This window comes from Streptomyces sp. NPDC051578 (assembly GCF_044454045.1).
Lineage (GTDB): Bacteria > Actinomycetota > Actinomycetes > Streptomycetales > Streptomycetaceae > Streptomyces.
This window is the reverse complement of record NZ_JBITDH010000002.1, coordinates 296,199-319,817: the sequence shown is the minus strand read 5'-3', so window position 1 is coordinate 319,817 and position 23,619 is coordinate 296,199. Positions and strand designations below refer to the sequence as shown.

Annotated in this window: 18 protein-coding genes; 8 read left to right on the top strand and 10 right to left on the bottom strand. The window is 73.0% G+C overall.

Annotated features, from left to right (window positions below):
• Window positions 1–129: 129 nt before the first annotated feature.
• The 5 genes from ACIA6C_RS12405 to ACIA6C_RS12385 all read right to left on the bottom strand — a co-directional run bounded on the left by ACIA6C_RS12405 (window position 130) and on the right by ACIA6C_RS12385 (window position 4,291).
• Window positions 130–621, bottom strand: coding sequence for an ATP-binding protein (locus tag ACIA6C_RS12405; protein WP_399274991.1), 492 nt, complete (start codon window positions 619–621; stop codon window positions 130–132).
• Between the two features lie 201 nt (window positions 622–822).
• Window positions 823–1,194 carry an STAS domain-containing protein gene (locus ACIA6C_RS12400; protein ID WP_361134865.1) on the bottom strand — a complete coding sequence of 124 codons (372 nt, stop codon included), beginning with the start codon at window positions 1,192–1,194 and terminating at the stop codon, window positions 823–825.
• Between the two features lie 126 nt (window positions 1,195–1,320).
• Complete coding sequence (locus ACIA6C_RS12395; protein ID WP_399274989.1) at window positions 1,321–2,277, bottom strand: anti-sigma factor RsbA family regulatory protein; 957 nt, start codon at window positions 2,275–2,277, stop codon at window positions 1,321–1,323.
• The gene (locus tag ACIA6C_RS12390) at window positions 2,274–3,164 is read right to left on the bottom strand and encodes an MEDS domain-containing protein (protein WP_399274987.1); all 891 of its coding nucleotides are present in this window, start codon (window positions 3,162–3,164) and stop codon (window positions 2,274–2,276) included. The genes ACIA6C_RS12395 and ACIA6C_RS12390 overlap by 4 nt, the downstream gene beginning before the upstream one ends.
• 209 nt (window positions 3,165–3,373) lie before the next feature.
• Window positions 3,374–4,291: a SigB/SigF/SigG family RNA polymerase sigma factor gene (locus tag ACIA6C_RS12385; RefSeq protein WP_366081490.1), complete on the bottom strand. Its 918-nt coding sequence runs from the start codon at window positions 4,289–4,291 to the stop codon at window positions 3,374–3,376.
• 217 nt (window positions 4,292–4,508) lie between these two features.
• On the opposite strand from ACIA6C_RS12385, the gene ACIA6C_RS12380 reads away from it, so the two are divergent.
• Both ACIA6C_RS12380 and ACIA6C_RS12375 read left to right on the top strand, forming a co-directional pair.
• Window positions 4,509–8,570: a HAMP domain-containing protein gene (locus ACIA6C_RS12380; protein ID WP_366081491.1), complete on the top strand. Its 4,062-nt coding sequence runs from the start codon at window positions 4,509–4,511 to the stop codon at window positions 8,568–8,570.
• A gap of 39 nt (window positions 8,571–8,609) precedes the next feature.
• A complete protein-coding gene (locus ACIA6C_RS12375) occupies window positions 8,610–11,075 on the top strand; it encodes a SpoIIE family protein phosphatase (RefSeq protein ID WP_399274984.1) in 2,466 nt (821 codons plus the stop codon).
• A 21-nt stretch (window positions 11,076–11,096) separates the two neighbouring features.
• Here the strand turns inward: ACIA6C_RS12375 and ACIA6C_RS12370 are convergent, their stop codons facing one another.
• Window positions 11,097–11,519 (bottom strand): ATP-binding protein, encoded by a 423-nt coding sequence (locus ACIA6C_RS12370; RefSeq protein WP_399274982.1) that lies wholly within the window; start codon window positions 11,517–11,519, stop codon window positions 11,097–11,099.
• A 224-nt stretch (window positions 11,520–11,743) separates the two neighbouring features.
• Between ACIA6C_RS12370 and ACIA6C_RS12365 the strand changes: the two genes are divergently transcribed.
• A complete protein-coding gene (locus ACIA6C_RS12365) occupies window positions 11,744–11,971 on the top strand; it encodes a DUF5133 domain-containing protein (RefSeq protein WP_361134844.1) in 228 nt (75 codons plus the stop codon).
• A gap of 89 nt (window positions 11,972–12,060) precedes the next feature.
• Here ACIA6C_RS12365 and ACIA6C_RS12360 read toward each other — a convergent pair whose 3' ends face one another.
• Both ACIA6C_RS12360 and ACIA6C_RS12355 read right to left on the bottom strand, forming a co-directional pair.
• Window positions 12,061–13,158 carry a glutamate--cysteine ligase gene (locus tag ACIA6C_RS12360; RefSeq protein ID WP_361135514.1) on the bottom strand — a complete coding sequence of 366 codons (1,098 nt, stop codon included), beginning with the start codon at window positions 13,156–13,158 and terminating at the stop codon, window positions 12,061–12,063.
• Window positions 13,159–13,238: 80 nt separating this feature from the next.
• On the bottom strand, window positions 13,239–13,448 hold the full coding sequence (locus ACIA6C_RS12355; protein ID WP_366081494.1) for a hypothetical protein: 210 nt from the start codon (window positions 13,446–13,448) through the stop codon (window positions 13,239–13,241).
• A gap of 333 nt (window positions 13,449–13,781) precedes the next feature.
• Between ACIA6C_RS12355 and ACIA6C_RS12350 the strand changes: the two genes are divergently transcribed.
• From ACIA6C_RS12350 to ACIA6C_RS12340, 3 genes are all read left to right on the top strand, one after another.
• Window positions 13,782–14,861, top strand: a complete 1,080-nt coding sequence (locus ACIA6C_RS12350) for a YihY/virulence factor BrkB family protein (RefSeq protein ID WP_399274980.1) — start codon at window positions 13,782–13,784, stop codon at window positions 14,859–14,861.
• Between the two features lie 50 nt (window positions 14,862–14,911).
• Window positions 14,912–15,739 carry a class I SAM-dependent methyltransferase gene (locus tag ACIA6C_RS12345; protein ID WP_399274978.1) on the top strand — a complete coding sequence of 276 codons (828 nt, stop codon included), beginning with the start codon at window positions 14,912–14,914 and terminating at the stop codon, window positions 15,737–15,739.
• Between the two features lie 117 nt (window positions 15,740–15,856).
• On the top strand, window positions 15,857–16,342 hold the full coding sequence (locus ACIA6C_RS12340; protein WP_399274976.1) for a VOC family protein: 486 nt from the start codon (window positions 15,857–15,859) through the stop codon (window positions 16,340–16,342).
• A gap of 56 nt (window positions 16,343–16,398) precedes the next feature.
• Here ACIA6C_RS12340 and ACIA6C_RS12335 read toward each other — a convergent pair whose 3' ends face one another.
• Window positions 16,399–17,139 carry a VOC family protein gene (locus ACIA6C_RS12335; protein WP_399274974.1) on the bottom strand — a complete coding sequence of 247 codons (741 nt, stop codon included), beginning with the start codon at window positions 17,137–17,139 and terminating at the stop codon, window positions 16,399–16,401.
• 157 nt (window positions 17,140–17,296) lie between these two features.
• A complete protein-coding gene (locus tag ACIA6C_RS12330; protein WP_399276203.1) occupies window positions 17,297–18,538 on the bottom strand; it encodes a serine hydrolase domain-containing protein in 1,242 nt (413 codons plus the stop codon).
• 156 nt (window positions 18,539–18,694) lie between these two features.
• Between ACIA6C_RS12330 and ACIA6C_RS12325 the strand changes: the two genes are divergently transcribed.
• Together ACIA6C_RS12325 and ACIA6C_RS12320 are read left to right on the top strand one after the other, a co-directional pair.
• The gene (locus ACIA6C_RS12325) at window positions 18,695–22,459 is read left to right on the top strand and encodes a helix-turn-helix domain-containing protein (RefSeq protein ID WP_399274972.1); all 3,765 of its coding nucleotides are present in this window, start codon (window positions 18,695–18,697) and stop codon (window positions 22,457–22,459) included.
• Between the two features lie 240 nt (window positions 22,460–22,699).
• Window positions 22,700–23,599 carry an NlpC/P60 family protein gene (locus tag ACIA6C_RS12320; protein WP_361134820.1) on the top strand — a complete coding sequence of 300 codons (900 nt, stop codon included), beginning with the start codon at window positions 22,700–22,702 and terminating at the stop codon, window positions 23,597–23,599.
• The last annotated feature ends 20 nt before the right edge of the window (window positions 23,600–23,619 follow it).

Below are 23,619 nucleotides of genomic sequence, written 5' to 3'. Positions count from 1 at the left end.
CCGAAGCCGTCGGCACACGCCGGGGCCGCCCGCCTCCCTCTGGGAGCGGGCGGCCCCGGCGATGCTGTGTGCGGCGGCGATCCGTGCGCGGCGCCCGCTGGGCGCGTCCACACACGTACCGGGCCGGCCTCAGTTGAGGGACGCCTCCGGCGGCGCCGGCTTGGGCGCGGGCCGGCCGGTGACCAGCCGGTCCGCCTCGATCTCGGCGAAGACGGACTTGCCGCCGTCGTGCGGGACGGTGCCCCAGCGGTCGGAGAGGCGCTGCACGATGTACAGCCCCTGCCCTCCGGGAGTTCCGCGCTGGTGCCGCAGGCGGGGACGGGGAGGCTCGGGGTCCCCGTCGAACACCTCGATCCGCAGGGACTCCCCGGCGACCAGCAGCAGCTGGTGGCAGCCACCCGCGTGGACGCCGGCGTTGGTCACCAGCTCGGAGACGATGAGCAGGGCGTCATCGGCGGTCTCGGTGGCGTCCCAGCCCCAGTCCCGCAACGCCTGTTTCGCGAACTCACGGCCCTTGGCGACCTGGCCGCTGGTACCGCTGAGGGTGAGCCGACGGCGCTGGCCCATGACCGGCGGTCCGGTGGGCAGTGGATCGCTGGTGTCCGATCCGATGGTCTTCACTGTGGTCTCACCCCCGTCTGTGACACTGATCGTCGTGTATCGCGAACGGCCGGTTCGGCCGGGCCGCGGACCGGGGCGGGGTCGCCCTCGGTGCCTCAGGTGTTGCGTATGCCCGGTCTGACCACCCGGACACGTGGGTACTCCGATCGGCGCAGTGCCGCTGCGTCACGCGGGCAGGACGTGCGGCGGGCACGAGCGGGCTCAAGGCGCGGTGAGTGCGGCGTCGACGGTGGGGTCGACGGTGAACACGGTGTCCGCGCCGGTGATCTCCAGGAGCCTCAGGAGCTGCTGGGTGGGTGCGGCCAGCCGCACCCCGAGACCGGCCTTCTCCGCGTCCAGACGCGCCGCGAGCAGCAGGTTGAGGCCTGAGGAGTCGCAGAAGCCCAGGCCCGTCAGATCGATGACCAGCCGGTTCGCGCCCGACCGGACGGCCTGCTCCAGGAGCGGCCGCACGGCGCCGAGGCCGTCCAGGTCCAGATCTCCTGTGATCGCGCACACCACAGCGCCCGTGCCGGTCTTACGGAGCCCCGCTCCCTGCGGTCCGTCTGTGGCCGTGCCCCCCTGTGGAGTCACTTCGCCCTCTCCCGGGTTGCCAGTTCCCACGTCAGCCTCTCCGTTGCCCCTCGTGCCGTACGGGCGCAACTTTACAGGCGCCGGTGGCGGCGGGGGAGGCCCCGTGGGCCGGCCGCCTCCCCGGGGTCAGACGCCGCTGACGTGCAGGCGCAGGGTGAGGCCGGATTCCAGGGCCCGGATCTCGACCAGGTCGCAGAGCTGGTGGATCATCCACAGGCCGCGGCCGCCGTTGCCGGAGGTCAGGGAGGGGCGCCGACGGCCCGCGAGGGCGTTGGAGAGGCGGCCGCTGTCCCGGATCTCCGCGACGACGCCGCCCGTGGCCGTGCTCCACAGCCGCAGGGTCCCCTTGCCGCCGCCATGGGCCAGGGAGTTGGCGGCCGCTTCGCTGACGGCGAGTACGAAGTCGCCCCGCCGGGCCGGGTCGAGGTCCGCCCCGCGGACCCAGTTCTCGGCGTGTTCGCGGACCTGGGCGAGGCTGCCGCCGGCGTATTCCAGCAGGAGGGGGTCCTGGGACGGTTCGGGGAACGGGAGGTCGCAGTCCGAGCAGACGGTGTCGGCGTCCGTGTAGAAGGGGCTGGCGGTGTCCCGGCCGTCCTCGATCACCGTGGGGTGGGTGCGCCGGGCGTCGGCCACCACCTGCGACGACAGACCGGAGAGGTCGTACGGACAGAGGATGGTGGCGGGCCGTCCGGCGAAAGCGGTGTTGATCAGCGCCTCGTGCCGGGTGGCTTCGAGGATCTCGCCTTCGGTGCGGCCCGGCCAGATCGGCTCTCCGACGATGCGCGGGGCCCGGCCGGGGTTGCGGTCCGCGAAGCCCTGGAGGGCGGCGAGGATCCGGCCGGGGTTGCGGCCCAGCTCCCTCATGTCCACGCAGTCGATGCCGTCGGCGTCACGGCCCAGGCTCTGGCGCAGGGCGTTCAGGTGCGGGCCGGGCACGGCGAGGAAGACCGGCTCCTGCGCCGCCAGGGCCTCGCGCACGAACGCGCCGACACCGGCCGTGTACTCCTCCAGGTCCCGGTAGAAGAGGGCGGGATGGACGAAGTCCGAGGGCTCCGCGGCTGTCGGAAGGGGAGTGGCGATCATGCTGCGACCTCCAGCGCGGCACATTCCTCCGGGAACAACTCGGCCACTTTGCGCAGCGAGTACGGGGGCTTGTGGAGAAGGAGGCTCCGGCCCTTCCCGGTCAGTGAGTTCGAGACGTCCACGAGCACGGCGACCGCGCCGGGGTCGAGGAAGGTCACCGCGGACAGGTCGAGGTGGACGACGGGGCCGGGCATCCGCGCGAGGGCGGCGAGCGCGGAGCGCAGGATGTGGCGGGTGTCGATGTCGCCGCTGCCGGTCAGCCGGATCCCGGAGCGGTCCCGCATCGGGACGGCGGCCAGGGCGGCGGGCAGGGTTCTCAGCCCGCCGGCCAGGGGCCGCAGGATGTCGGCGCAGGCCGTGTGAGCCCGGGTGAGCAGGTCGGCGGTCGGCCCGGGGATCAGGCGGCGGTCGAACAGGCAGAGCCCGGTCAGCGGGAGGTCCGCGTAGACCTCGCGGTCCAGCCGCAGTTCCGATTCCAGGATGCGGTCGACGTCCGCCACCTCGCGCGCGGACCAGGACATCTCACCGAGGACCCGCAGGCCCGTGTGGCCGTCGGCGAGGGCCTCGGTGCAGGCCGTGCGGAACATGGAGATGACCCAGTCGGGGTCGAAGGGGACGCGGCGCAGGTAGGACCGTTCTGTTCCGGTCACGCTCAGGCGGGCGTCCCGGCGGGCCCCGTCGACGTCGATGTCGCCGCGCCGCAGGACGTCGATGACCGCGCTGGGCTCCGTGCTGTCGGCGCTGTACCAGACGCGCTGGCCGCGCTCCAGGCCGCTGCTCACGAAGCGGACCACGGTGTCCGCCCACGCCAGGTCGCTGTCGTAGGCGAAGGAGGAATGCTCACCACGGACGGCCGGGTACCGGCTGTGACGAGGGGGCGGTGTCACTTCTTCCCTCCGGGGGCAGGCGGTTGGCCGGGTCGACTGACAAGGCTACCGCCAGACCTCGCCCGGCACCGGCCCGCCCGCCGCCTCGGCGGGGGTGTGCGGACGGGACCCGGGCCCCGTCCGGGCGATCTTCGAGGAATGGCCCGCGACGTCGGATGCGGTGAGGTGCGGTGCCGTGGCCGGCGTCGCGGGCCTGGAAGATCGCCGGTCTAGGAGGCGAGCATGCCGCTGCGCAGCCGCGCCAGGGTGCGGGAGAGCAGGCGGGACACCTGCATCTGGGAGATGCCGAGCTCGGCGCCGATCTCCGCCTGGGTCTTCTCCTCGCCGAAGCGCATCTGCAGGATGCGGCGGTCCCGCTCGTCGAGTTCGGCCAGCAGGGGGGCGAGGGTGTGGAACTCCTCGAAGAGTTCCATGGCGAAGTCGGCTTCGCCGAGGGTCTCGGCCAGCGACCGGGTCCTGCGGCCCGAGGCGGAGTCCTCCTCCGAACCGGCGGAGGCGTCGAGGGAGTCGCTGGTGTAGCCGTTGGCGGCGACCAGCCCCTCCACCACCTCCTCCTCACTCATTTCGAGGTCCTGGGCGAGTTCCTTGACGGTCGGGGCGCGGCCCAGGAGGTCAGTGAGGGCCTCCCGGCTCTTGGCGAGTTCCGTGCGCAGCTCCTGGAGGCGGCGCGGGACGTGCACGGCCCAGGTGGTGTCGCGGAAGTACCGCTTGATCTCGCCCGTGATGAAGGGGAGCGCCAGCGTGGCGAACTCCACCTCACGCTCCGGGTCGAACCGGTCGATCGCCTTGATCAGGCCGATCGTTCCCACCTGGAGGATGTCGTCCATGTCGACGCCTCCGCCGGCGGAACGGGCGCGGAAGCGGCGGGCGGCGAAGTGGACCAGTGAGACATTCATCTCGATCAGCGTGTTGCGCGCGTACTGGTACTCCGCGGTGCCCTCCTCCAGGGAGCGCAGGCGCAGCAGGAAGATGCGCGAAAGCTGCCGGGCGTCCGACGGGGCCACCTCGCGGGCGTCGGCGATCCGCGGCAGTCGGCCCTCCAGCTCATCGGTCGTACGGCCGGAGGCCGGTGCGGCCTTCGCCTCTGTCGTGCGGACCGGATCTACAACTGCGGCGGAGCGAGGCATGGGGGACCTTTCCTCCCGACGGCGGACGGCTGACGAAGCCCGCTTGCCCCGAGAATTGCACTTCACACGGCGTTGGTGGAACTTTCTCCCGAGACGGTCATCACGGGCCCCTCGGGGGCTTCCCCCTGCCCGGGATGTGGTGGACTACCTTCCGGCGCGAGACGCGAGGGCCCGTGTCCCCGTCGGTGACGAGGGGTCGGAAGATGGTGGGGAAGAGATGACGAACGCTACGGTCACCAAGGGCTCGGAGCCCGGTTCACCGGGCGCGGTGGGCGAGCCGGAACTGCGCCGGCTGCTCGCCGGACTGACGGCGGTGCGTGACGGCGACTTCGGCACCCGGCTGCCCGACGAGGCCGACGGCCTCCTCGGGGAGATCGCGACCGTCTTCAACGGCATGATCGACCAGTTGTCCCTGTTCACCTCGGAGGTCACCCGGGTGGCCCGGGAGGTCGGCACCGAGGGGACGCTCGGCGGCCAGGCCGAGGTCCCGGGCGTGTCCGGCAGCTGGGCGGACCTGACGGACTCCGTGAACGCGATGGCGGGCAACCTGACCACGCAGGTCCGCGACATCGCGCAGGTCGCCACCGCCGTCGCGCGGGGCGACCTGTCGCAGAAGATCGCCGTGGACGCGCGCGGGGAGATCCTGGAGCTCAAGGACACCGTCAACACGATGGTCGACCAGCTCTCCGCGTTCGCCGACGAGGTCACCCGTATGGCCCGCGAGGTGGGCACGGACGGGATCCTCGGCGGCCAGGCCGACGTCAAGGGCGTCTCCGGCACGTGGCGGGACCTGACCGATTCGGTCAATTTCATGGCCGGAAACCTCACCGCCCAGGTGCGCTCCATCGCCCAGGTCGCGACGGCCGTCGCCAAGGGCGACCTCTCGCAGAAGATCCGGGTCGACGCCCGGGGCGAGATCCTCGAACTCAAGGACACCATCAACACGATGGTCGACCAGCTCTCCGCGTTCGCCGACGAGGTCACCCGCGTGGCCCGCGAGGTGGGCACCGAGGGCAACCTCGGCGGACAGGCCACGGTGCGCGGGGTCTCGGGCACCTGGAAGGACCTCACCGACAACGTCAACGTGATGGCGTCGAACCTGACCGGTCAGGTGCGCTCCATCGCCCAGGTCGCCACGGCCGTCGCCAAGGGCGACCTCTCGCAGAAGATCACGGTCGAGGCGAAGGGCGAGGTCGCCGCGCTCGCCGGGGTCATCAACACCATGGTCGACACGCTGTCCGCGTTCGCCGACGAGGTCACCCGCGTGGCCCGCGAGGTGGGCACCGAGGGGCGCCTCGGCGGACAGGCCCGCGTCCCGAACGTGGCGGGCACGTGGAAGGACCTCACCGACAACGTCAACTCCATGGCGAACAACCTGACCGGTCAGGTCCGCAACATCGCCCTGGTGACCACCGCCGTCGCCAATGGCGACCTCTCGAAGAAGATCGACGTCGACGCCCGCGGCGAGATCCTCGAACTCAAGACCACGATCAACACGATGGTGGACCAGCTGTCCTCCTTCGCGGCCGAGGTGACGCGCGTCGCGCGCGAGGTGGGCAGCGAGGGACGCCTCGGCGGCCAGGCCGAGGTCGAGGGCGTCGAGGGCACCTGGAAGCGGCTGACGGAGAACGTGAACGAGCTGGCCGGGAACCTGACGCGCCAGGTGCGGGCCATCGCCGAGGTCGCGAGCGCGGTCGCCGAGGGCGACCTCACCCGCTCCATCACCGTGGACGCCTCCGGCGAGGTGGCCGAGCTCAAGGACAACATCAACTCGATGGTCGGCTCCCTGCGGGAGACCACCCGCGCCAACCAGGAGCAGGACTGGCTCAAGTCCAACCTGGCGCGGATCTCCGGTCTGATGCAGGGCCACCGGGACCTGTCCGCCGTCGCCGAGCTCGTCATGGACGAGCTGACGCCGCTCGTGGACGCCAGCTACGGCGCGTTCTACCTCGCCGAGGAGGCCGAGGGCGAGACGTGGCTCACCCTCATCGGCTCCTACGGCCGTCCCGCCGGAAGTCCCGCCTCCGTACGTCTTCGGCGCGGTGAGACCCTCGTGGGCCAGGCGGCCCGCAGCCGGCGGATCATCGTGGCCGACGAGGTGCCGCCCGGCTACGTCGTCTCCTCGGGGCTGGGCCGCTCGGCCCCGGCGGGGCTGATCGTGCTGCCCATCGTCGTGGAGGAACAGGTGCTCGGTGTCATCGAGCTCGCCACCTTCAAGACCTTCACGCCGGTGCACCGCGACTTCCTGGGCCGCCTGATGGAGACCGTCGGCGTCAACGTCAGCACGATCGTGGCCAACGCCCGCACCGACGAACTCCTGGGCGAGTCGCAGCGGTTGACGGTCGAGCTCCAGGCCCGTTCGGAGCAGCTCCAGGTCCAGCAGGACGAACTCCAGCGCTCGAACGCCGAACTGGAGGAGAAGGCCGCCCTCCTCGCCACCCAGAACCGGGACATCGAGACGAAGAACCTGGAGATCGAGCAGGCCCGGCAGGAACTGGAGGACCGCGCGCAGCAGTTGTCGCTGGCGTCGAAGTACAAGTCGGAGTTCCTGGCGAACATGAGCCACGAGCTGCGCACGCCGCTCAACAGCCTGCTCATCCTCGCCCAGCTGCTGGCCCAGAACCCCACCCGCAACCTCACGGCCAAGCAGGTCGAGTACGCCGGGATCATCCACTCGGCGGGCTCCGACCTGCTCCAGCTGATCAACGACATCCTCGACCTGTCCAAGGTCGAGGCGGGGAAGATGGACATCAACCCGGAACGGGTGTCCCTCAAGCAGCTCCTGGGCTATGTGGAGGCCACCTTCCGGCCGCTGACCAGCCAGAAGAGCCTGGAATTCGAGATCGTGACGCTGCCCGGCGTGCCGGTCGACCTGCTGACCGACGACGCGCGGCTGCGCCAGATCCTGCGCAACCTCCTGTCCAACGCGGTCAAGTTCACCGAGCACGGCCGCGTGGAGCTGCGGATCGAACCGGCGGTCTCCGACGAACTGCCCGGCCACCTGGACCGGGCCGGATCGGTGGTGGCCTTCCGGGTCGTCGACACGGGCATCGGGATCGCCGAACAGCATCTGGAGTCGATCTTCGCCGCGTTCCAGCAGGCCGACGGCACCACGAGCCGCAGGTACGGGGGCACCGGGCTCGGTCTGTCGATCACCAGGGAGATCGCACGGCTCCTCGGCGGTGTGGTCACGGCGCGCAGCGTGCCCGGCGAGGGCTCGGTCTTCACGCTGTACCTGCCCGTCTCCTACGACGACTTCCACGACCTCGTCCTGGAGGGGCAGGCCCTGGAGGCGGCCCCGGAGGGTGACCCCGAGGCGATCGACGGCCCCTCCGGTGCGATGGCCGCGCTTCCCCCCGCCGAGGAGGACGCGCGCCATCCCCGGCGGCTGCTGGTGATCGAGGAGCGCAACAACGGCCTGCTCAGTCTCGTCGCGGAGAGCGCGGCCCGTGATCTCGCCGCGGGCCGGGCCGCCACGGGTACCGAGGAACAGGTGGAGGTGGCGACCGCCGTCACCGCCGTGGAGGCGGCCGCCGTCCTCGCGCAGGCCTCCTTCCACTGTGTCGTCCTGGACCTCGGCAGCGACGGCGAGGCCCTGCGCTTCCTGGACGCCATGGCGGGCGACTCGGCCCTGGCGTCCCTGCCGGTGCTCGCCCACGACGGCCGCCGGCTGACGACGGCGCAGCGGACGGAACTGGCCCGGCACGCCGCCCACCAGCCGCTCGAAGTCCTCTCCAGCCTGGACGAGCTGCGCGAACGGATAGCGCTCCACCTCTCCGCGGAGTGGCCCGGAGCGGTACCCCCGCTGGTGCGGACCGGCGCGCCCTCGCCGGCCTCCGGCCCGGCGGCGCACGTCGACGACCGTCTGGCGGGCCGGTCGGTCCTGGTGGTCGACGACGACGCCCGCAACCTGTACGCGATCAGCGGCATCCTCGAACTCCACGGGATCGAGGTCCTGCACGCCGAGAACGGCCGCAAGGGCATCGAGGCGCTGTCCGCGAACCCGGGCATCGACCTGATCCTGATGGACGTGATGATGCCGGAGATGGACGGGTACGCGGCGACCGCCGAGATCCGGCGGATGCCGTCCTACGCGGAGCTGCCGATCATCGCGGTCACCGCCAAGGCGATGCCCGGCGACCGGGAGAAGAGCTTCGCGTCCGGCGCCAACGACTACGTGACCAAGCCGGTCGACGCGAACGACCTGATGTCCCGGGTCCGACGCTGGCTGCTCCCGCAGGAGTCCGCGCAAGGGGCCGAGAGTGCCGCCGGTGCCTGACGTACGACTCCCCTCCCCCGCCGAGAAAGCCGGTCCACGGTGAACAGCCCCACGTATGCGGGAGACGAGCCCGGTGACGTCCGGCCCGTACCCGAGCTACGCCCGCGCCCGGGCGGCGACGGCCCCGGTCCCGGCTTCGCGCCGGTCCGGCCGCAGACGTCCCCGATGATGACCGACGCCGGCCGGCTGGCCGCCACCGTCGAACGGCTGCGCCAGGAAGTGCGGGAGGCCCAGGCCGCCGCGGACGGCCGGGCGCTGGTCGAGATGGCCAAGGGCGTGCTCGTCGGCCGCCTCGGGTGCGGTCCGGCCGAGGCGGCGCGGCAACTGGCCAAGCTGGCCGAGCAGTCGGGGACGACCTTGCTCGCGCTGGCCGTCGACGTCGTCAACCAGGCCGCGCGCGACCACGTGAGCGAGGTCGCGCGGGAGTTCCTGGAGAACACCGCCCAGCCGACCCCCGTCGCCGGCGCGAGCACACCGGCCGTGCGGCTTCGCGCCGCCGAGAGCGGGCTGCTGGCCGCCGCCGACTCCCAGGCCGTGGCCGCGGCCCTGCTGGAGAACGCCCTGGCCGCTCTCGGGGCGCACGGTGTCGCGATCTGGGTGGCGGGATCGGATTCCTCCCTGACGCTGGTCGGGCACGCGGGTTTCCCGGAGGAAGAGGCGAGCCGGTGGCGCTACATCCCGCCGGAGGTCGCGACGTGCGCCCACCTGGCGCTGGACAAGCGGGAGTTGACGGTCGTACCGCGGCTGAGCGACTCCGGCATCCCCTCCATCGGGCGGCGCCAGCACCCGGGAGGCGGCCGCGTCGTCGTGCCCGCCGGCACCGGCGGCCGTATCCACGGTGTGCTGGAGGTGTGCTGGCCGGACCCCCTCGAACCGCAGTCCCCGCAGGTCCTGCGCCAGTTGGAGGCCTTGGCCGAGCTGTGCGCGCACACCTTGGGCGACCAGGACCTGGCCCCGTCCGCCGAGCCCGAGGTCCCGGAGCACGGCTGCGCGGGAGTGGCCGAGATGGTCAACCTCGCCGACAACCTGTACGACCCGGCACTGGTGCTGACGCCCTGTCTGGACCTGGGCGGCCGGCTGGTGGACTTCCGCGTCCACCACGCCAACGACCGCTTCATCGACCCCGCCGGACGGCCGCGCACCTCGGTGTGCGGCTCGTCGTTCCTGGAGGCGTACCCGGCGGCCGCCGAGGACAACGGGCTCTTCGACAAGCTCGAACGGGTCTACGCGACGGGCGAGCCCTGCCGGACCCAGCGGATGGCGCTCACCGCGTTCGTGGACGACGTACCCCTGACGGCGATCGCGGACGCCAGCATCAGCCGCCACGGGGAGTCCCTGCTGCTCATCTGGCGGATAGAGGACGAGACGGCGCGGCTGGCCAGCCTCCTCCAGCACGCGCAACGCCTCGGCCGCGTCGGCGGCTTCGAGGAGAACATCACGACGGGTGAGATCACCTGGAACGGGCAGCTGTTCACGCTCTACGGACGGCCCCTGACCTCCTCTCCCGTCCCCCTGGAGGAGCTGCGCGCGCACGCGCACCCGGACGACGTGGCCTCCATCAACCGTTTCCTGCGCACGCTCCTGCACCACCAGCGCGAATCCTCGGTGGACTTCCGGCTCCAGCGCACCGACGGCATCACCCGCCACATCCGTCTCGTCGCGGAGCCCGTCCTCGACGACCGGGGCTGCCTCCACGCGGTGCGCGGCGCCTACCAGGACATCTCCTCCCAGCACTGGACGGAGGTCGCCCTCGCCGCCACCCGGGACCAGCTCGCGCACACCGAGGCGGAGGCGGCCGAGCGCAGCAGGCTCGCCCTCCAGCTCCAGCACGCCATCATGCCCCCGGCGCCCGCTCCCCTGGAGGTTCCGGGCATCCGCATCGCGGTCCGCTACCGGCCCGCGGAGTCGGAGGCGATGGTGGGCGGCGACTGGTACGACTCGGTGGTCCTGCCCAACGACAAGGTGCTGCTGTGCGTCGGTGACGTCGCCGGGCACGGCATCGAGGCGGCCACCGGCATGGTCATCCTGCGCAACGCCCTGCGGGGTCTCGCGGTGACCGGCGCCGGGCCCGCCCAGCTGCTGTCCTGGCTCAACACGGTCGCCCACCACCTGACCAGCAACGTGACCGCCACCGCCGTGTGCGGCGTCTACGATCCGCAGACGCGGGTCCTGCGCTGGGCGCGCGCCGGGCACCTGCCGCCGGTCCTGGTGCGGGGCATCGAGGCGCGGTCCTTCCCGATGGCGCAGGGGCTGCTGCTGGGGGCGCTGCCGGACGTGGATTTCGAGGAGGAGGAGGTCCGGCTGGAGCCCGAGGACACGTTGCTGATGTACACCGACGGGCTCGTCGAGCGGCGGGACGTCTCCGTGACGGAATCCCTGTCGCAGCTGCTCTCCCTCGCGGCGCGGGAGGCGGAGTCCCTGGACAGGCGGGTCGACCGGCTGCTGACGCACAGCAGGTCCGACACCGACGACGACACCTGCCTCATCGGCATCCAGGTCCGCTGAGCGGCGGGCCCGGTCGCCGGTTCACTCGGGGACGGGTTCGCCGTGCGGGTCGTCGATCCCGGGCGGGTGGAAGCAGGCGCTGATGGCCTTGCCGCCGTGACAGGCGTGGACGTCCATCGTGTCGGCGAGGGCGTCCACGATGCCCAGGCCCCGGCCGGAGGTGGCGCTCTCGTCGGCCTCGCGGGGCCGGGGCAGCCGTGGATCGGCGTCGGCCACGCTCACGTGCAGGCAGTACCCGTCCCACGTCAGGACGAGGTGGGCGGTCTCGGCGGCGTGCACATGGGCGTTCGCGACGAGTTCGGAGACGCTGAGCAGGATCGAGTGGACGGTGTCCGGGGCGTCAGCCGCCCAGTCCAGCGACGCGAGGTGCTGGGCCGTCCACTGCCGGGCCGCGCGGACCCCGTTCGACACCGGAAAGGAACGGGCCCACCCGACTGCCCTCATGGCCATCATCCTCACCGTTTCCCTTCGTCCCTGGGTATCGCCGTCCGTGCCGCGTTCGCTGCCGCTCCGTGCCGCTTCGCCCGCCGACGACGCGAGTACCCCGCACGGGCGGGGGCATCCCCGGTCCGGTGCCGGGGCTTTACGCCCTCGGGAAGAAGGTGTAGTACCGCGCAACCGGGGCAGCCGAGGGCCAAGATCGTCCGGCTTCCCGAAAGGATCCGCCCATGCTGATGGCCCACCCGGCTGTTCTGTCCGGTCTCGTCGAGCGCTACTGGGCGCTGGCGGTCCTGTGCGCCCACGACGACACCCCGCAGGCCCGCGCCCGCATGGACGACGTCGCGCACACCCTGTGCGTCGCCACGGGCACCTCGAGTGTGGACGCGGCCCTCGCCGCCGCCCGTTACCGCCTCCCCGGAGCCCGCACCTTCGACGATTCGGTCCTGGCCCGCTAGGGCGACCGGCCGCCCTCCTCGCACGCTGCTGCCCTGCTCCTCCGACGAGGGGCAGGGCAGCAGCAGTGTTCGGGCCGCGGGCCACGGTGCTAAGCGGAGCCGGTGATGCGGGCGCACTCCCGTACGACGGCGCCCAGGTCCCCCGTCTTCGACAGCAGTTCCCGCTGGACGCGCGCGCCGTTGCCGCGCTCGAAGAGCTCCTCGATGCCCCGGCGGGCCGCCGCGGCGTCCCCGTGGTCCTCAAGGGCCTCGCGGACGTGCTCGAACAGCGCGTCCACCACCACGCGCGCCGGTGCCTCCAGCATCGTCGCCGGGTGGATGAGCGGGCCGTCGATGCCCGAGCGGGCCGCCCGCCACGACGCCAGCCGCAGCAGGCTCACCGCGATGCGAGCCGGGGGTTCACCGGCCTCGTAGGCGCGCGCCGCCGTTTCGACCAGCCCCCGTACGAGCGTCGCGAGCAGCACCGTGGTGGAGGGGTGCAGGCAGACGTCCGCGACCCGGACCTCCACGGTGGGGTAGTTGGCCGCGAGCCGGGCATCGAAGTAGATCATGCCCCGGTCGCGGAGGACGCCGGTGCCGACCATCGCGGAGACCTGCTCGTGGTACCGGTCCGCGCTGCCGAAGATCTCCGTCGGCCCCGCGGAGGGCCAGCGGTTCCACACCCGGCTGCGGTAGCTGCCGTACCCGCTGTCCTGGCCCTGCCAGAAGGGCGAGTTGCCGCTGATGGCGGTGAGGACGGGCAGCCAGGGCCGGATGCGGTCGATCACGGCGACGCCCTCTTCGTCGGAGTCGACGCCGACATGGACGTGGCAGCCGGAGGTCAGCTGCTCCTGGGCCGTGAGGCCGAACCGTTCGGCGACCCACGCGTAGCGTTCCCCGGCGTTGGCCGTGGGCCGCACGGGCAGCGGCGAGGTGGCGAGCGCCGCCACCTCGGCGCCGGCCTTCGCCGCGTGCCGGGCGGCCTCGGACCGCCACCTGACGATCTCTTCGGTCAGCTCCCCCATCTCGGTCACCGGCTTGGTGGAGAACTCCACCTGCTCGCGCATCAGCTCCTTCTCGAAGGTGCCTTCCTCCTCGCCGACGGCATGCCGCTTCGCCTCGGCCAGGACCGCGCCCGACACGGAGAGGGGCTCACCGCTCTCCGTTCCGACCAGGAGGAGTTCTTCCTCCACCCCGACGCTGCGCAGACGCACTCGCACCACTTCCGTTCGTTTCCGCTGTTCCGATGGTGTGCGGCTGCCCCGCCCGGGGCCCGCCATGCACCCGGCTACGGCTTGTTGGCGATGGCTCCGAGATACCCGTTGAGGGACTCCAGGCGGGCGTCGAGGCGCTCGGCGCTGCGGGCCACGTCCTGGAGTTCCCGCGCCGCGGCGAGTACCGCGAGGACCAGGGCGCGGGCGGCCGGGTCGCTGACGTCGCGCAGCGCGGTGCGGGCTTCGTCGAGGAGGGGGGACGGGACGGGAACGGTCGATTCCATGTCTGTCTCCTGTCGGTGGGGACCGTAGGGGTGCTGTCGTGGGGAACTGCCGGCGGGGAGCGGGGGCCCGTCCCACCGGGTCAGCGGCTGCTCCGCTTGAGGTTGTAGACCAGGATGAGCAGGGCCGCGGCCATCAGCGCCAGGTGCAGCCACACCGGGCCTGCCGGAACGTGCTCACCGGCCGTCGTCGTCCACATCTCTGCTGCCTTCCGCCGGGGCGTAGCGCTCTGTCGTTGTCGTGTTACCGCGCATGCCCGTGATTCGGGCGGCGACGCGCCCGCCGGCCACCGGCCGGTCATGTTTCGCCCGCCCGCCAGTGGACATCCGCCAGGCATGGACGACACCCCAGCTCCGCGCGACAGGGGCGACCGCGACGGCCGGGTCCGGCCCGCGGAGCCCGCACCCGTATCCGCCGCCGGCCCTGACCCCGGCGCGGCCGCCGGGCCCGGCCCCGAGGTGGAGCGCAGGGCGCCCGACGAGCCCACGGACCTGCCCGGCAGGTCCTGGGGGGCCGTGCTGAAACGGACCGTCCGGGAGTTCCAGAAGGACGAGCTGGCCGACCGGGCCGCCGCCCTCACCTACTACGCCGTCCTGTCGCTGTTCCCGGCGCTGCTGGTACTGGTGTCGCTGCTGGGGGTGGCCGGGAAGTCCGCCACCCAGTCGGTGCTGGACAACCTGCAGAAGCTGACCCCCGGCTCGGCGCGGGACGTGATCTCCGACGCCGTCCGCCAGCTCCAGGGCGGCACGGGGCTCGGATCGATCCTGGCCGTCGTCGGCCTGGTCGCCGCGCTGTGGTCGGCGTCCGGGTACGTCGCGGCGTTCATCCGCGCGTCCAACGCCGTCTACGACGTGCCCGAGGGGCGGCCCGTGTGGAAGGTGCTGCCGCTGCGGCTCGCGCTGACGGTGGGGCTGCTGGTGATGGCGTGCGCGAGCGGGCTGATCGTCGTGTTCACCGGCGGTCTCGCCCGGCGCGCGGGGGACGCGCTGGGCCTCGGGGAGACCGGCGTCACGGTGTGGTCGATCGCGAAGTGGCCCGTCCTGGTCATCCTCGTCACGGTCATGATCGCGGTGCTGTACTGGGCCTCCCCCAACGCGAAGGGCCGCGGGTTCCGCTGGATCACCCCGGGCAGCTTCCTGGCCCTGCTGATCTGGATGGCCGCCTCCGCCGGCTTCGCCCTGTACGTCGCGAACTTCGGCTCGTACAACAAGACGTACGGCACCCTGGCGGGTGTCATCGTCTTCCTCATCTGGCTCTGGATCACCAACCTGGCCATCCTGCTCGGTCTTGAGTTCGACGCCGAGATGAGCCGGCAGCGGGCGATCGCGGGCGGGCTGCCGCCGGACCAGGAGCCCTACGTCGAACCGCGCGACACCCGGGAGTGGAGCGAAGAGGACAAACGACGCGCGGAATGACCCCTCGTGTCCTGCCCGGATCGCCGTGCAGGTCGGCCGATAGTGGAGCGGTGGGCAACGGGTCGCGGGAACAGAGGCCGCAACGGCCGGGTGGTCAGGGCGCTGCGCCGGAGGGCTGCGGAGGTGGCGGGGGCATCGACTGGTCGGGCCCCGCCGGGGCGCGGGCGTTCGCCGAGGTGGAGGGGTCCACCGACTGGCTGCTCGGCTACCCCTTCGTCTTCGAGGCCCTGTCCCACCGGATGGGCGAGGACGCGGTCCTCGTGGACTACGGCTGCGGACCGGGCCGGGTGGCGGACCGTGCGGCGCGGACGCTCGGGGCCCGGGTGCTGGGGGTGGACACCTCTCCCGAGATGCTGGAACTGGCGCGGCGGATGGGCCCGGCGGTGTCCGAATACCACCTGGTGGAGAACGGCCGGGCGACCGGGCTGCCGGACGGCTGCGCGGACGCGGTGATGTGCAACCACGTACTGGCCTCCCTCGCGACCGAGGAGGCCGTGCTGGGGGTGTTCGCCGAGATCCGCCGCCTGCTCCGGCCGGGCGGGCTGTTCGTCCTGCTGGGCACCGATCCGGCCTGCGCGGGCATCGAGTACGCCTCGTTGCGCGTGGGCCGGGCGGGCGCGGTTTACGGGCCGGGCGAGGAGATGCCGCTGGGGCTGCGCCGCACGGACGGATCCTGGCAGCAGGTTCGCAACCACGCCTGGCCGGTGGACGTTCTGGCGGCCCTGGTGGAGCGGTCCCGGTTCCGCGACGTGTTCCAGCGCCGGCCGACGGTGGCGGAGGCCCTCCCCCTCGCGGATCCCGATCTCGCCCGCCGGTCCTCCTGGACGCCGGAACGCACGCGCCCCCCACTGGTCATCACGACGGCGGTCGCGTCCTGAGCCGCAGTCGGGCACGGCCGGGCCCCACCGGCGCTTGACCTCAACCGAACATGAGCTTTTACGTTCCTCCAAGAGCCGCAGGAACCGACCGGCGGCGTCTTCCCTTGGAGGTCCACCATGACCGAGCGCACAGCCCACGCCGAGATCCCCGACCGCTACCGCTACTCCGTGATCCCCCACATCATGGTCGACGACGCCGCCGCGGCGATCGACTTCTACGAGCGGGCGTTCGGCGCCCGCGAGGACTTCAGGGTCGACGCCCCGGGCGGCGGGATCCTGCACGCGGAGATCACCATCGGGCGGTCGGCCCTGATGCTGGGCGACGCCGGTACCGCAGAGGCGGAGGCCGCGTCCTTCGCCGCGCCGGCCTCGCTCGGCGGAGGTACGTCCGTCACGCTGCACGTCTTCGTTCCCGACGTCGACGCTCTGGCGAAGCGCGCGGAAGCCGCCGGCGCCGAGATCCTCCAGCCGCCGACGGACATGTTCCACGGTGACCGCACCGTCGTCCTCAAGGACCCTTCGGGTCACATGTGGGTGTTCCTGACCCATGTGGAAGACGTCTCACCGGAGGAGCTCCGGCGTCGCCTGGCCGCCGCCGGGTGACCGCCCCCGGGACGGCCGGCCAGGTCCGGTCCCGTCCGGCCGCGTCCTGACAGGGCTCATTCGTTCGTCAGGGACGCCGTGACGGTGAACAGGGCTCCGTCGGGGTCGCGCAGGGCGGCCCAGCGTTCGGAGGCGTTCTCCTCGATATCCGACATGGTCCGGCCGCCGAGTGCCGCTGCGGCCTCCAGGGCGGGTTCCAGTGCGGGGACGCGGAAGTGGACCCGCCAGCGCGGGCGGACCTGCGGGTGGAGGGCGGCGGTCTCCACCGGTCCGCTGTTGAGCCGGGCGACCGGCTCGCCGAGGTGGCGCAGGACGACCTGGTCGTCCTCGTAGGAGATCTCCACCGGCCCGTTGGTCCACTGCAACACCTCGCCGTAGAAGAGGGCCGCGTCGAACGCGTTGAGGGTGAGCAGTTCCAGCCATGCCGGGGCGTGGCCGGAGCCCACGCGCCAGCCGGAGAAGACGATGCCCTCCCAGATCCCGAAGACGGCGCCGTCGCGGTCGGTGGCCAGGGCGCCCCGGCCGCCGGTGTCGAAGGAGACGGGCCCGACGCCGACCGTGCCGCCGCGCTCGCGGATCCGGGCCACGGTCTCGTCGGCGCTCTCGACGGCGAAGTAGGCCGTCCAGGCGGCCGGCACTTCGAGTTCCCCGGCCAGGGCCCCGATCCCGGCGACCGGGGCGCCCTCCACCTCGGCGACGGCGAGGCCCTCGCCGAGCCTTCCCGGCCGGAACGACCAGCCGAGTACCGCGCCGTAGAACCGTTGGGCGGCCTCCAGGTCCCGCGTCGCCAGACTCACCCAGCACGGAGCGCCCAGGGCATCACCCGTCGAATCCTGCACAGCCGCGCTCCGTCCCTCAGCCCGATGCCGGGGCGCCACGGCGGCTGCCCCCCTCAAGAGGTACCGTCCCGGCCGCACCGCCGCCGTCATGACGCGCCGCAGGGCCGGGGCTTGATCAGCGCTCCCGGGCCTGGCCCCGCTCGGGCAGGTCCTCGTCGGCGGGCAGGGCGGCGAAGCCGTGGCGGGGGCCGCCCCCGGCGCTCGCGGACGCTGCGCCGCAGAACGCCGCTTCGAGGGTGCCGCCGAGCGCCGTGTTGGCTGCGCCCCGGTTGGAGGTGTTCGCCATGGCGGCGAGGGTGCGCCGGCCGTCGCGGGTGGCGAAGGCGTAGGTGTAGAAGCCCTGGACCGTGCCCGTGTGGCCGTAGACCGAGGTGCCGCAGGACAGGTCGTAGCGGCGCAGGCCCAGACCGTAGAAGCGGGTGTGCGTCGCGTCGGTGGGCGTCATCGTCAGCATCGCGTCGAGGGTGCGTGCGGGCAGCAGCCTGCCGCCGAGCAGTGCCGCGACGAAGGTGTTCAGGTCGGCCGCGTTCGAGATCATCGCCCCCGCGGACTGGGCCCAGGAGGCGGTCTGTTCGGTGGAGTCGACCGGCCGCGCCCCGGCCTCGTCGGGGTAGAGGTAGCCGTGCGCGTGCGGGCCCTTGATCTCGGTCCGGGGGTGCACGTAGGAGGTGTTCCTGAGTTTCAGCGGCTTGATGATGCGCCGCTCGTACTCCTCGGCGACCGGGTTCCCGGTGGCCTTCTCGATGAGCATGCCGATGACGACGAAATTGGTGTTCGAGTACGCGTACGCCGCGCCCGGCCGGGAGGTGCGCGGTTCGCGCAGGGAGAGGTTCACCAGTTCGCGGTAACCGAACACCTTGTTGCGGACCGCCTCGAAGCCGGGAACGGTCCGGGCGAACATCGCGTTGGTGTAGTCGGCGAGCCCGCTGCGGTGGGTGAGCAGGTGACGGACCGTGATCCGGTCGTCGGGCAGCAGGCCCGGCAGGTAGCGGTCGACGGGCTGGTCCAGGCCGATCCTGCCTTCGTCGACCAGTTGCAGCAGCACCACGCTGGAGAACGTCTTGGTGACGCTGCCGATCCGGAAGCGGGAGTTCGGATCCATGGCGGCGCCGGTGGTCCGGTCCTCGACCCCCACGGCCCTCGTCCGTACCCCCGTCGGGCCGGTGAGCCGCACCATGGCGCCGGGCGCTCCGGCGGCGGTCGTGTCGCGCAACGCCCGGGTCAGGGCGTCCGTATCGGGCGCGGGCGGGCCGCTGGTCACCGTCGGCGCGGCGGGGGCGGCGTGGGCGGTGGCGGCGGGCGCGAGCCCGGTCACCACCGCGATCAGGGCTGCGCTGACGGCCAGGCGACGGTCCATGGTCAGGGACACGTTGCTCCTCAACTCGGTTCGCGGGGGCCAGTTGGCGGTGGCAGCCTACGCACGCACGGGCCCCGCCAGGGGCCGTCAGTACCGGAGCGGGCGAACTCGTTCCCCCTCAGGCGTACGTTCCGTCCGCGAGGGAAGGTAGGCCCCGTGCCGACGGACGACGAGACCCTCGATGGATTCGCGGCCGAGCTGCGACGCCTGCGCCGGCGGCGCAACGTGTCGCTCTCGGACCTGGCCCGCTCGATCCACTACAGCAAGGGCTACCTGAGCAAGATCGAGAACGGGCGGAAGCCGCCCACCCCCGATGTCGCCCGGCGGTGCGACGAGGCCCTCGACGCGGGCGGTGAACTGCTGCGACTGGTCCCGCCGGTGCCGGCCGTACCGCAGGCCCGCGCCGGGGACGACGAGCCCGGACCCGCGGGTTCCGGCGCGGTCTGCCCCTACCGGGGCCTGGCCTCCTACGGGCCCCAGGACGCGCAGTGGTTCTTCGGCCGTGACAGCGCCACGGCCGAACTGACCGGGCGGCTCGCCGAGCGGATCGGGCACGGCGCGGTGGCGGTGGTGGCCCCGTCCGGCGCCGGGAAGTCCTCCCTGCTGCGCGCCGGGCTGCTGCCCGCGCTGCGACGGGGGGCGCTGCCGGTCGCGGGGTCGAGGGACTGGCCGGTGGTGGTGTGCGCGCCGGGGGCCCACCCGCTCAAGGAACTGCTGCGCTGTGCAGCGGACGTCCTGGGGGCCGCGGCGGCGGGGATCACGCCGGAGGAGCTCGCGGACCGCCCGGACCGGCTGCCGCGCGCGGTGGCCGCTTCCCTCGGCCGGCCCGGCCTCGTGCTCCTCGTCGACCAGTTCGAGGAGGTGTTCACGCTCTGCGAGGACGACCGGGAGCGCGGGGCCTTCGTGCGCGTGCTGCACTCGCTGGCCGCCGGCGCCACCACCGCCGTCGTGATCGGGCTGCGGGCCGACTTCTGCGGGCACTGCCTCGACCACCCGGAGCTGGTGGAGGTGTTCACGCACGGCCTGTTCGCCCTCGGCCCGATGTCCGACGGGCAGTTGCGCCAGGCCATCTCCGAGCCCGCCGCACGGGCCGGGCTCACCCTGGAGGTCGGCCTGGTCGAGCTGCTGCTGCGCGATCTCGGCGACCGCTCGTCCGCCCACGCCGGTTCCCTCCCGCTCCTGGCCCACGCCCTGCTCGGCACCTGGCAGCAGCGCACCGGCAGGACCCTGACGGTGGCCGGCTACGAGATGACGGGCGGGATCCACGGGGCGGTCGCACGCACCGCCGAGTCCGTGTTCGCCCGGCTGGAGCCCGCCGAACGGCGCATCGCACGCCAACTGCTCATCGGGCTCGTGCACATCGCGGACGGTGAGGGCGCCCAGACCCGCAGGCCGGTCGAACGGGACCGGCTGCTGCGGCAGGTGCCGGACCCCGGGGCGGGCGGCCGGGTCCTGGACGCGTTCATCGAGGCCCGGCTGGTGACCGCCGACGGGGCGTCGGTGGAGATCACCCACGAGGCGCTGCTGCGGGCGTGGCCGCGCCTGCGCGAGTGGATCGAGTCGGACCGGGCCGCCCTCGTGGTGCGCCAGCGGGTCTCCGACGCCGGGGCCGAGTGGGTGCGGGGCGGGCGCGATCCCAGCCTGCTGTTCCGGGGCTCGCGGCTGACCGGGGTGCGGGAGTGGGTCGAGCGGCAGGACCCGTCGCAGCTGGGGCCCGAGGAGCGGGAGTTCATCGCGGCGTGCGAGGCCGAGGAGGAGCGGCGGAGCCGGGCGGTGCGGCGCCAGAGCCGGATCCGCCGGGCCCTGGTCATCACTTTGGCCGGGTTGCTGGCGGTGGCGCTGGCGGCCGGGGCGCTGGCCTTCCAGCAGCGGTCGCAGGCACTGGACCAGGGGCGTACGGCGCAGTCGCAGGCGATGGCGGTACGGTCGCGGTCGCTCGCGGCGGGGCAGCCGGAGGCCTCCATGCTGCTCGCGGCCGCCGCCTACCGCACGGCGCCCACCGCGGAGGCCCGGGGGGCGCTGCTGAGCAGCCAGTCGCAGTACTTCGCCGGCCGGCTGCGCGGGCATGCGGGGGCGGTCAACTCGGTGGCGTACAGCCCTGACGGGAAGGTGCTGGCCTCCGCCAGTGCGGACTCCTCGGTACGGCTGTGGGACGCGGACCGGCGGCGCCCCCTCGCCGCGTTGACCGGGCACACCGGGGCGGTGGCGTCGGTGGCCTTCGCGCCCGACGGGAGCCGGCTGGCGACGGCGGGTGCGGACGGCACGGTGCGCCTGTGGGACGTGGGGGCCCGGCGGCTGACCGCCACCTTGACGGGGCACCGTGGCGGCGTGCGTTCGGTGGCGTTCAGCCCGGACGGGCGCACCCTGGTCTCCGGCGGCCTCGATCACACCGTGCGGCTGTGGGACGTGCCGGGCGGCGCCTCGCGGGCGGTGCTGAGCGGGCACGAGGACGCGGTGATGGCCGTGGCGTTCAGCCCGGACGGCTCCCTCATCGCCTCAGCGGGGGCCGACCGCAGCGTGCGGCTGTGGGACGCGGCGGACCCCGGACGGGCGGTGGTGCTCTCCGGTCACACCGATCAGGTGCTCGGGCTCGCCTTCTCCCCGGACGGCAGGACCCTGGCCTCCGGCGGCGCCGACCGGACCGTGCGGCTGTGGGGCATGCCGGGGGGCGCGGCGGGGGCGGTGCTCACCGGCCACGGCGACGACGTGAACGCGGTGGCGTTCAGCCGTACGGGGGACACCGTGGTCAGCGCCAGCGGTGACGGCACGGTCAAGTCGTGGGACCCCGTCACCCGCAAGGTGATCGCCACGCTGTCGGGTCACACCGACTACGTGCTCGCCGTCGCCGCCGGGCCCGGAGAGCAGCTCGCCACCGGCGGGTTCGACCAGTCCGTGGTGCTGTGGGACCCCGGCCTGGCCGCTCTGGCCACCCGGCCGTTCACCGAGGCGTGGCAGTCGGCGTTCTCCCCGGACGGCCGGCTGCTGGCGTCGGCGCAGGCGGACCACACCGTACGGGTGTGGGAGCCGGGACGGCGACGGCTGCTGACCACCCTGACCGGCTGCGGGGGTTCGGTGTTCTCCGTCGCCTTCTCGCCCGACGGCCGTCTGATCGCCGCCGCGGGGGCCGACCGTACGGTCAGGACCTGGGGCGTGGCGGACGGCAAACCGGCCGCTGTGCTGACCGGTCACGGCGGTTCGGTCTTCGCGGTGGCGTTCTCCCCCGACGGCAGGACGCTCGCCTCGGCCGGCGCGGACCGCACCGTGGCGCTGTGGGACGTGGGCACGGGCCGGCGGGAGGCGACCCTCGACGCCCACCAGGACTTCGTCAACGCCGTGGCGTTCAGCCCGGACGGGCGGACACTGGCCTCCGGGAGCGATGACCTGACGGTGCGACTGTGGGACGTGACGGACGTACGGGCCGCCGGGCGCGCGCCGCGGGCCGTACTGCGCGGTCACACCGGCTCGGTGCGCGGCGTCGCGTTCTCCCCGGACGGGCGCACCCTTGCCAGCGGCGGCAACGACGGAACGGTCCGGCTGTGGGACACCGCCCGGCTCACCCCGGCCGCGACCCTCGCCGGACACAGCGGGTCGGTGCGGGCGGTGGCGTTCAGCCCCGACGGCAAGGTGCTCGCCAGCAGCGGCAGCGACCAGAGCGTGAAGCTCTGGGATCCGCGGCGCGCCGAGCAGACCGCCACGCTGAACGGCCATACGGGAGCGGTGTGGGGCGTCACCTTCGACCCGGCGCACCCGGGGACTCTGGCGAGCAGCAGCAACGACGGGACCGTGCGGCTGTGGAACACCGACATCGCGCAGCGCGTCGCCGGGCTTTGCCGCCTCCTGGGGGACACCGGGCCCGAGCGCTGGGCCGGTCTGCTGCCCGATGTCCCCTACCGGAGCGTGTGTCCGGCGGACGCGGGCTGAACTGCGGCAGGGACCCGTTTCCCCGGGGGTTTCCCGTTTCCCAGCGGCAAGGGCGACGCGTGGCGTCTCGACAGCGGTGCCCGCCGCGGCCCAGTCTCGAACCACCGCAGCCGGTGGCCGTGTTCCGGCCGGAACCGCCGTCACGGGCCTGCTCCGCGGGCTTGGCGGCCATCGGGAACGCGACGCCTCCGGGGCACGACGCCGTCCCGGAGGACAACGGGGAGAACGGGGAAACCAGGTATGCGCACCATCCTGCACACAGCGAGGCGGTCCGTCGCGGCGGTCGGTCTCCTGGCCCTCTGCACGGTCGGGGCCACGGTCCAGCAAGCGGGCGCCCAACCGGCGTGGAGGGCGGCGGCGGTCGGCCCGGCGGCGGGCGCGGCGGCCGCCGAGGGGAGCTGTGACGTCCTCGCGCCGGGCGCGTCGGCCGCCGCACAGGCCGCGGTTCGGGCCGCCTGCTCGCAGATCGGCGTCTGGTACACGTGGGGAGGCGGCCACGGGGCGCAGCCGGGCCCCACCTACGGGCAGGTGGACCCCACCGATCCGGCCAGTCAGCACGACCCGGAGCGGCGCGGGTTCGACTGCTCGGGGCTCGTCCGGTACGCCTACGCCCAGGCCACCGGTCAGGACATCCTGGCCGGCACTTCCAACGCCCAGTACCACTCGTCCCGGGTCACGGCGCGTTTCGGCGCGTCCCAGGGCACCGGGCCGCTGCTGCCGGGTGACCTGCTGGCCTGGGGCGGTGACAACTCCATCCACCACATCGCCGTCTACCTCGGCGCGGGGAAGATGGTCGAGGCCCGTCAGTCCGGCACCCACGTGATGGTGAGCGACGTCCGGCTCGGCGGCGACTACAACGGCGCCGTGCGCATCGCCGCAGACCCCGGGCAGGGCGGCACCTTCTCCACCTGGGGCACGGACGTGTGGACACACAGCGAGCCGTCCACGACCAGCGGCCGGGTCCACAAGTTCGACGGTCCGACACGGGTGCGGATCAGCTGCCAGAAGCACGCCCAGCCCGTCGATGCCGAGGGCTACCACAACGACGCCTGGTCCTACCTGCCGGACTACAAGGCCTGGATCACCAACATCTACGTCCAGGGTCCCGCCTGGCTGGACGGCGTCCCCACCTGTCCCTGACACACCGTCACCGAAACCGA

Bases quoted from the DNA above. Each gene is read 5' to 3' on its own strand.
- ACIA6C_RS12395 (WP_399274989.1), bottom strand. From the start codon at position 2,277: ATGATCGCCACTCCCCTTCCGACAGCCGCGGAGCCCTCGGACTTCGTC.
- ACIA6C_RS12385 (WP_366081490.1), bottom strand. From the start codon at position 4,291: ATGCCTCGCTCCGCCGCAGTTGTAGATCCGGTCCGCACGACAGAGGCG.
- ACIA6C_RS12380 (WP_366081491.1), top strand. From the start codon at position 4,509: ATGACGAACGCTACGGTCACCAAGGGCTCGGAGCCCGGTTCACCGGGC.
- ACIA6C_RS12370 (WP_399274982.1), bottom strand. From the start codon at position 11,519: ATGAGGGCAGTCGGGTGGGCCCGTTCCTTTCCGGTGTCGAACGGGGTC.
- ACIA6C_RS12365 (WP_361134844.1), top strand. From the start codon at position 11,744: ATGCTGATGGCCCACCCGGCTGTTCTGTCCGGTCTCGTCGAGCGCTAC.
- ACIA6C_RS12355 (WP_366081494.1), bottom strand. From the start codon at position 13,448: ATGGAATCGACCGTTCCCGTCCCGTCCCCCCTCCTCGACGAAGCCCGC.
- ACIA6C_RS12350 (WP_399274980.1), top strand. From the start codon at position 13,782: ATGGACGACACCCCAGCTCCGCGCGACAGGGGCGACCGCGACGGCCGG.
- ACIA6C_RS12340 (WP_399274976.1), top strand. From the start codon at position 15,857: ATGACCGAGCGCACAGCCCACGCCGAGATCCCCGACCGCTACCGCTAC.
- ACIA6C_RS12330 (WP_399276203.1), bottom strand. From the start codon at position 18,538: ATGGACCGTCGCCTGGCCGTCAGCGCAGCCCTGATCGCGGTGGTGACC.
- ACIA6C_RS12320 (WP_361134820.1), top strand. From the start codon at position 22,700: ATGCGCACCATCCTGCACACAGCGAGGCGGTCCGTCGCGGCGGTCGGT.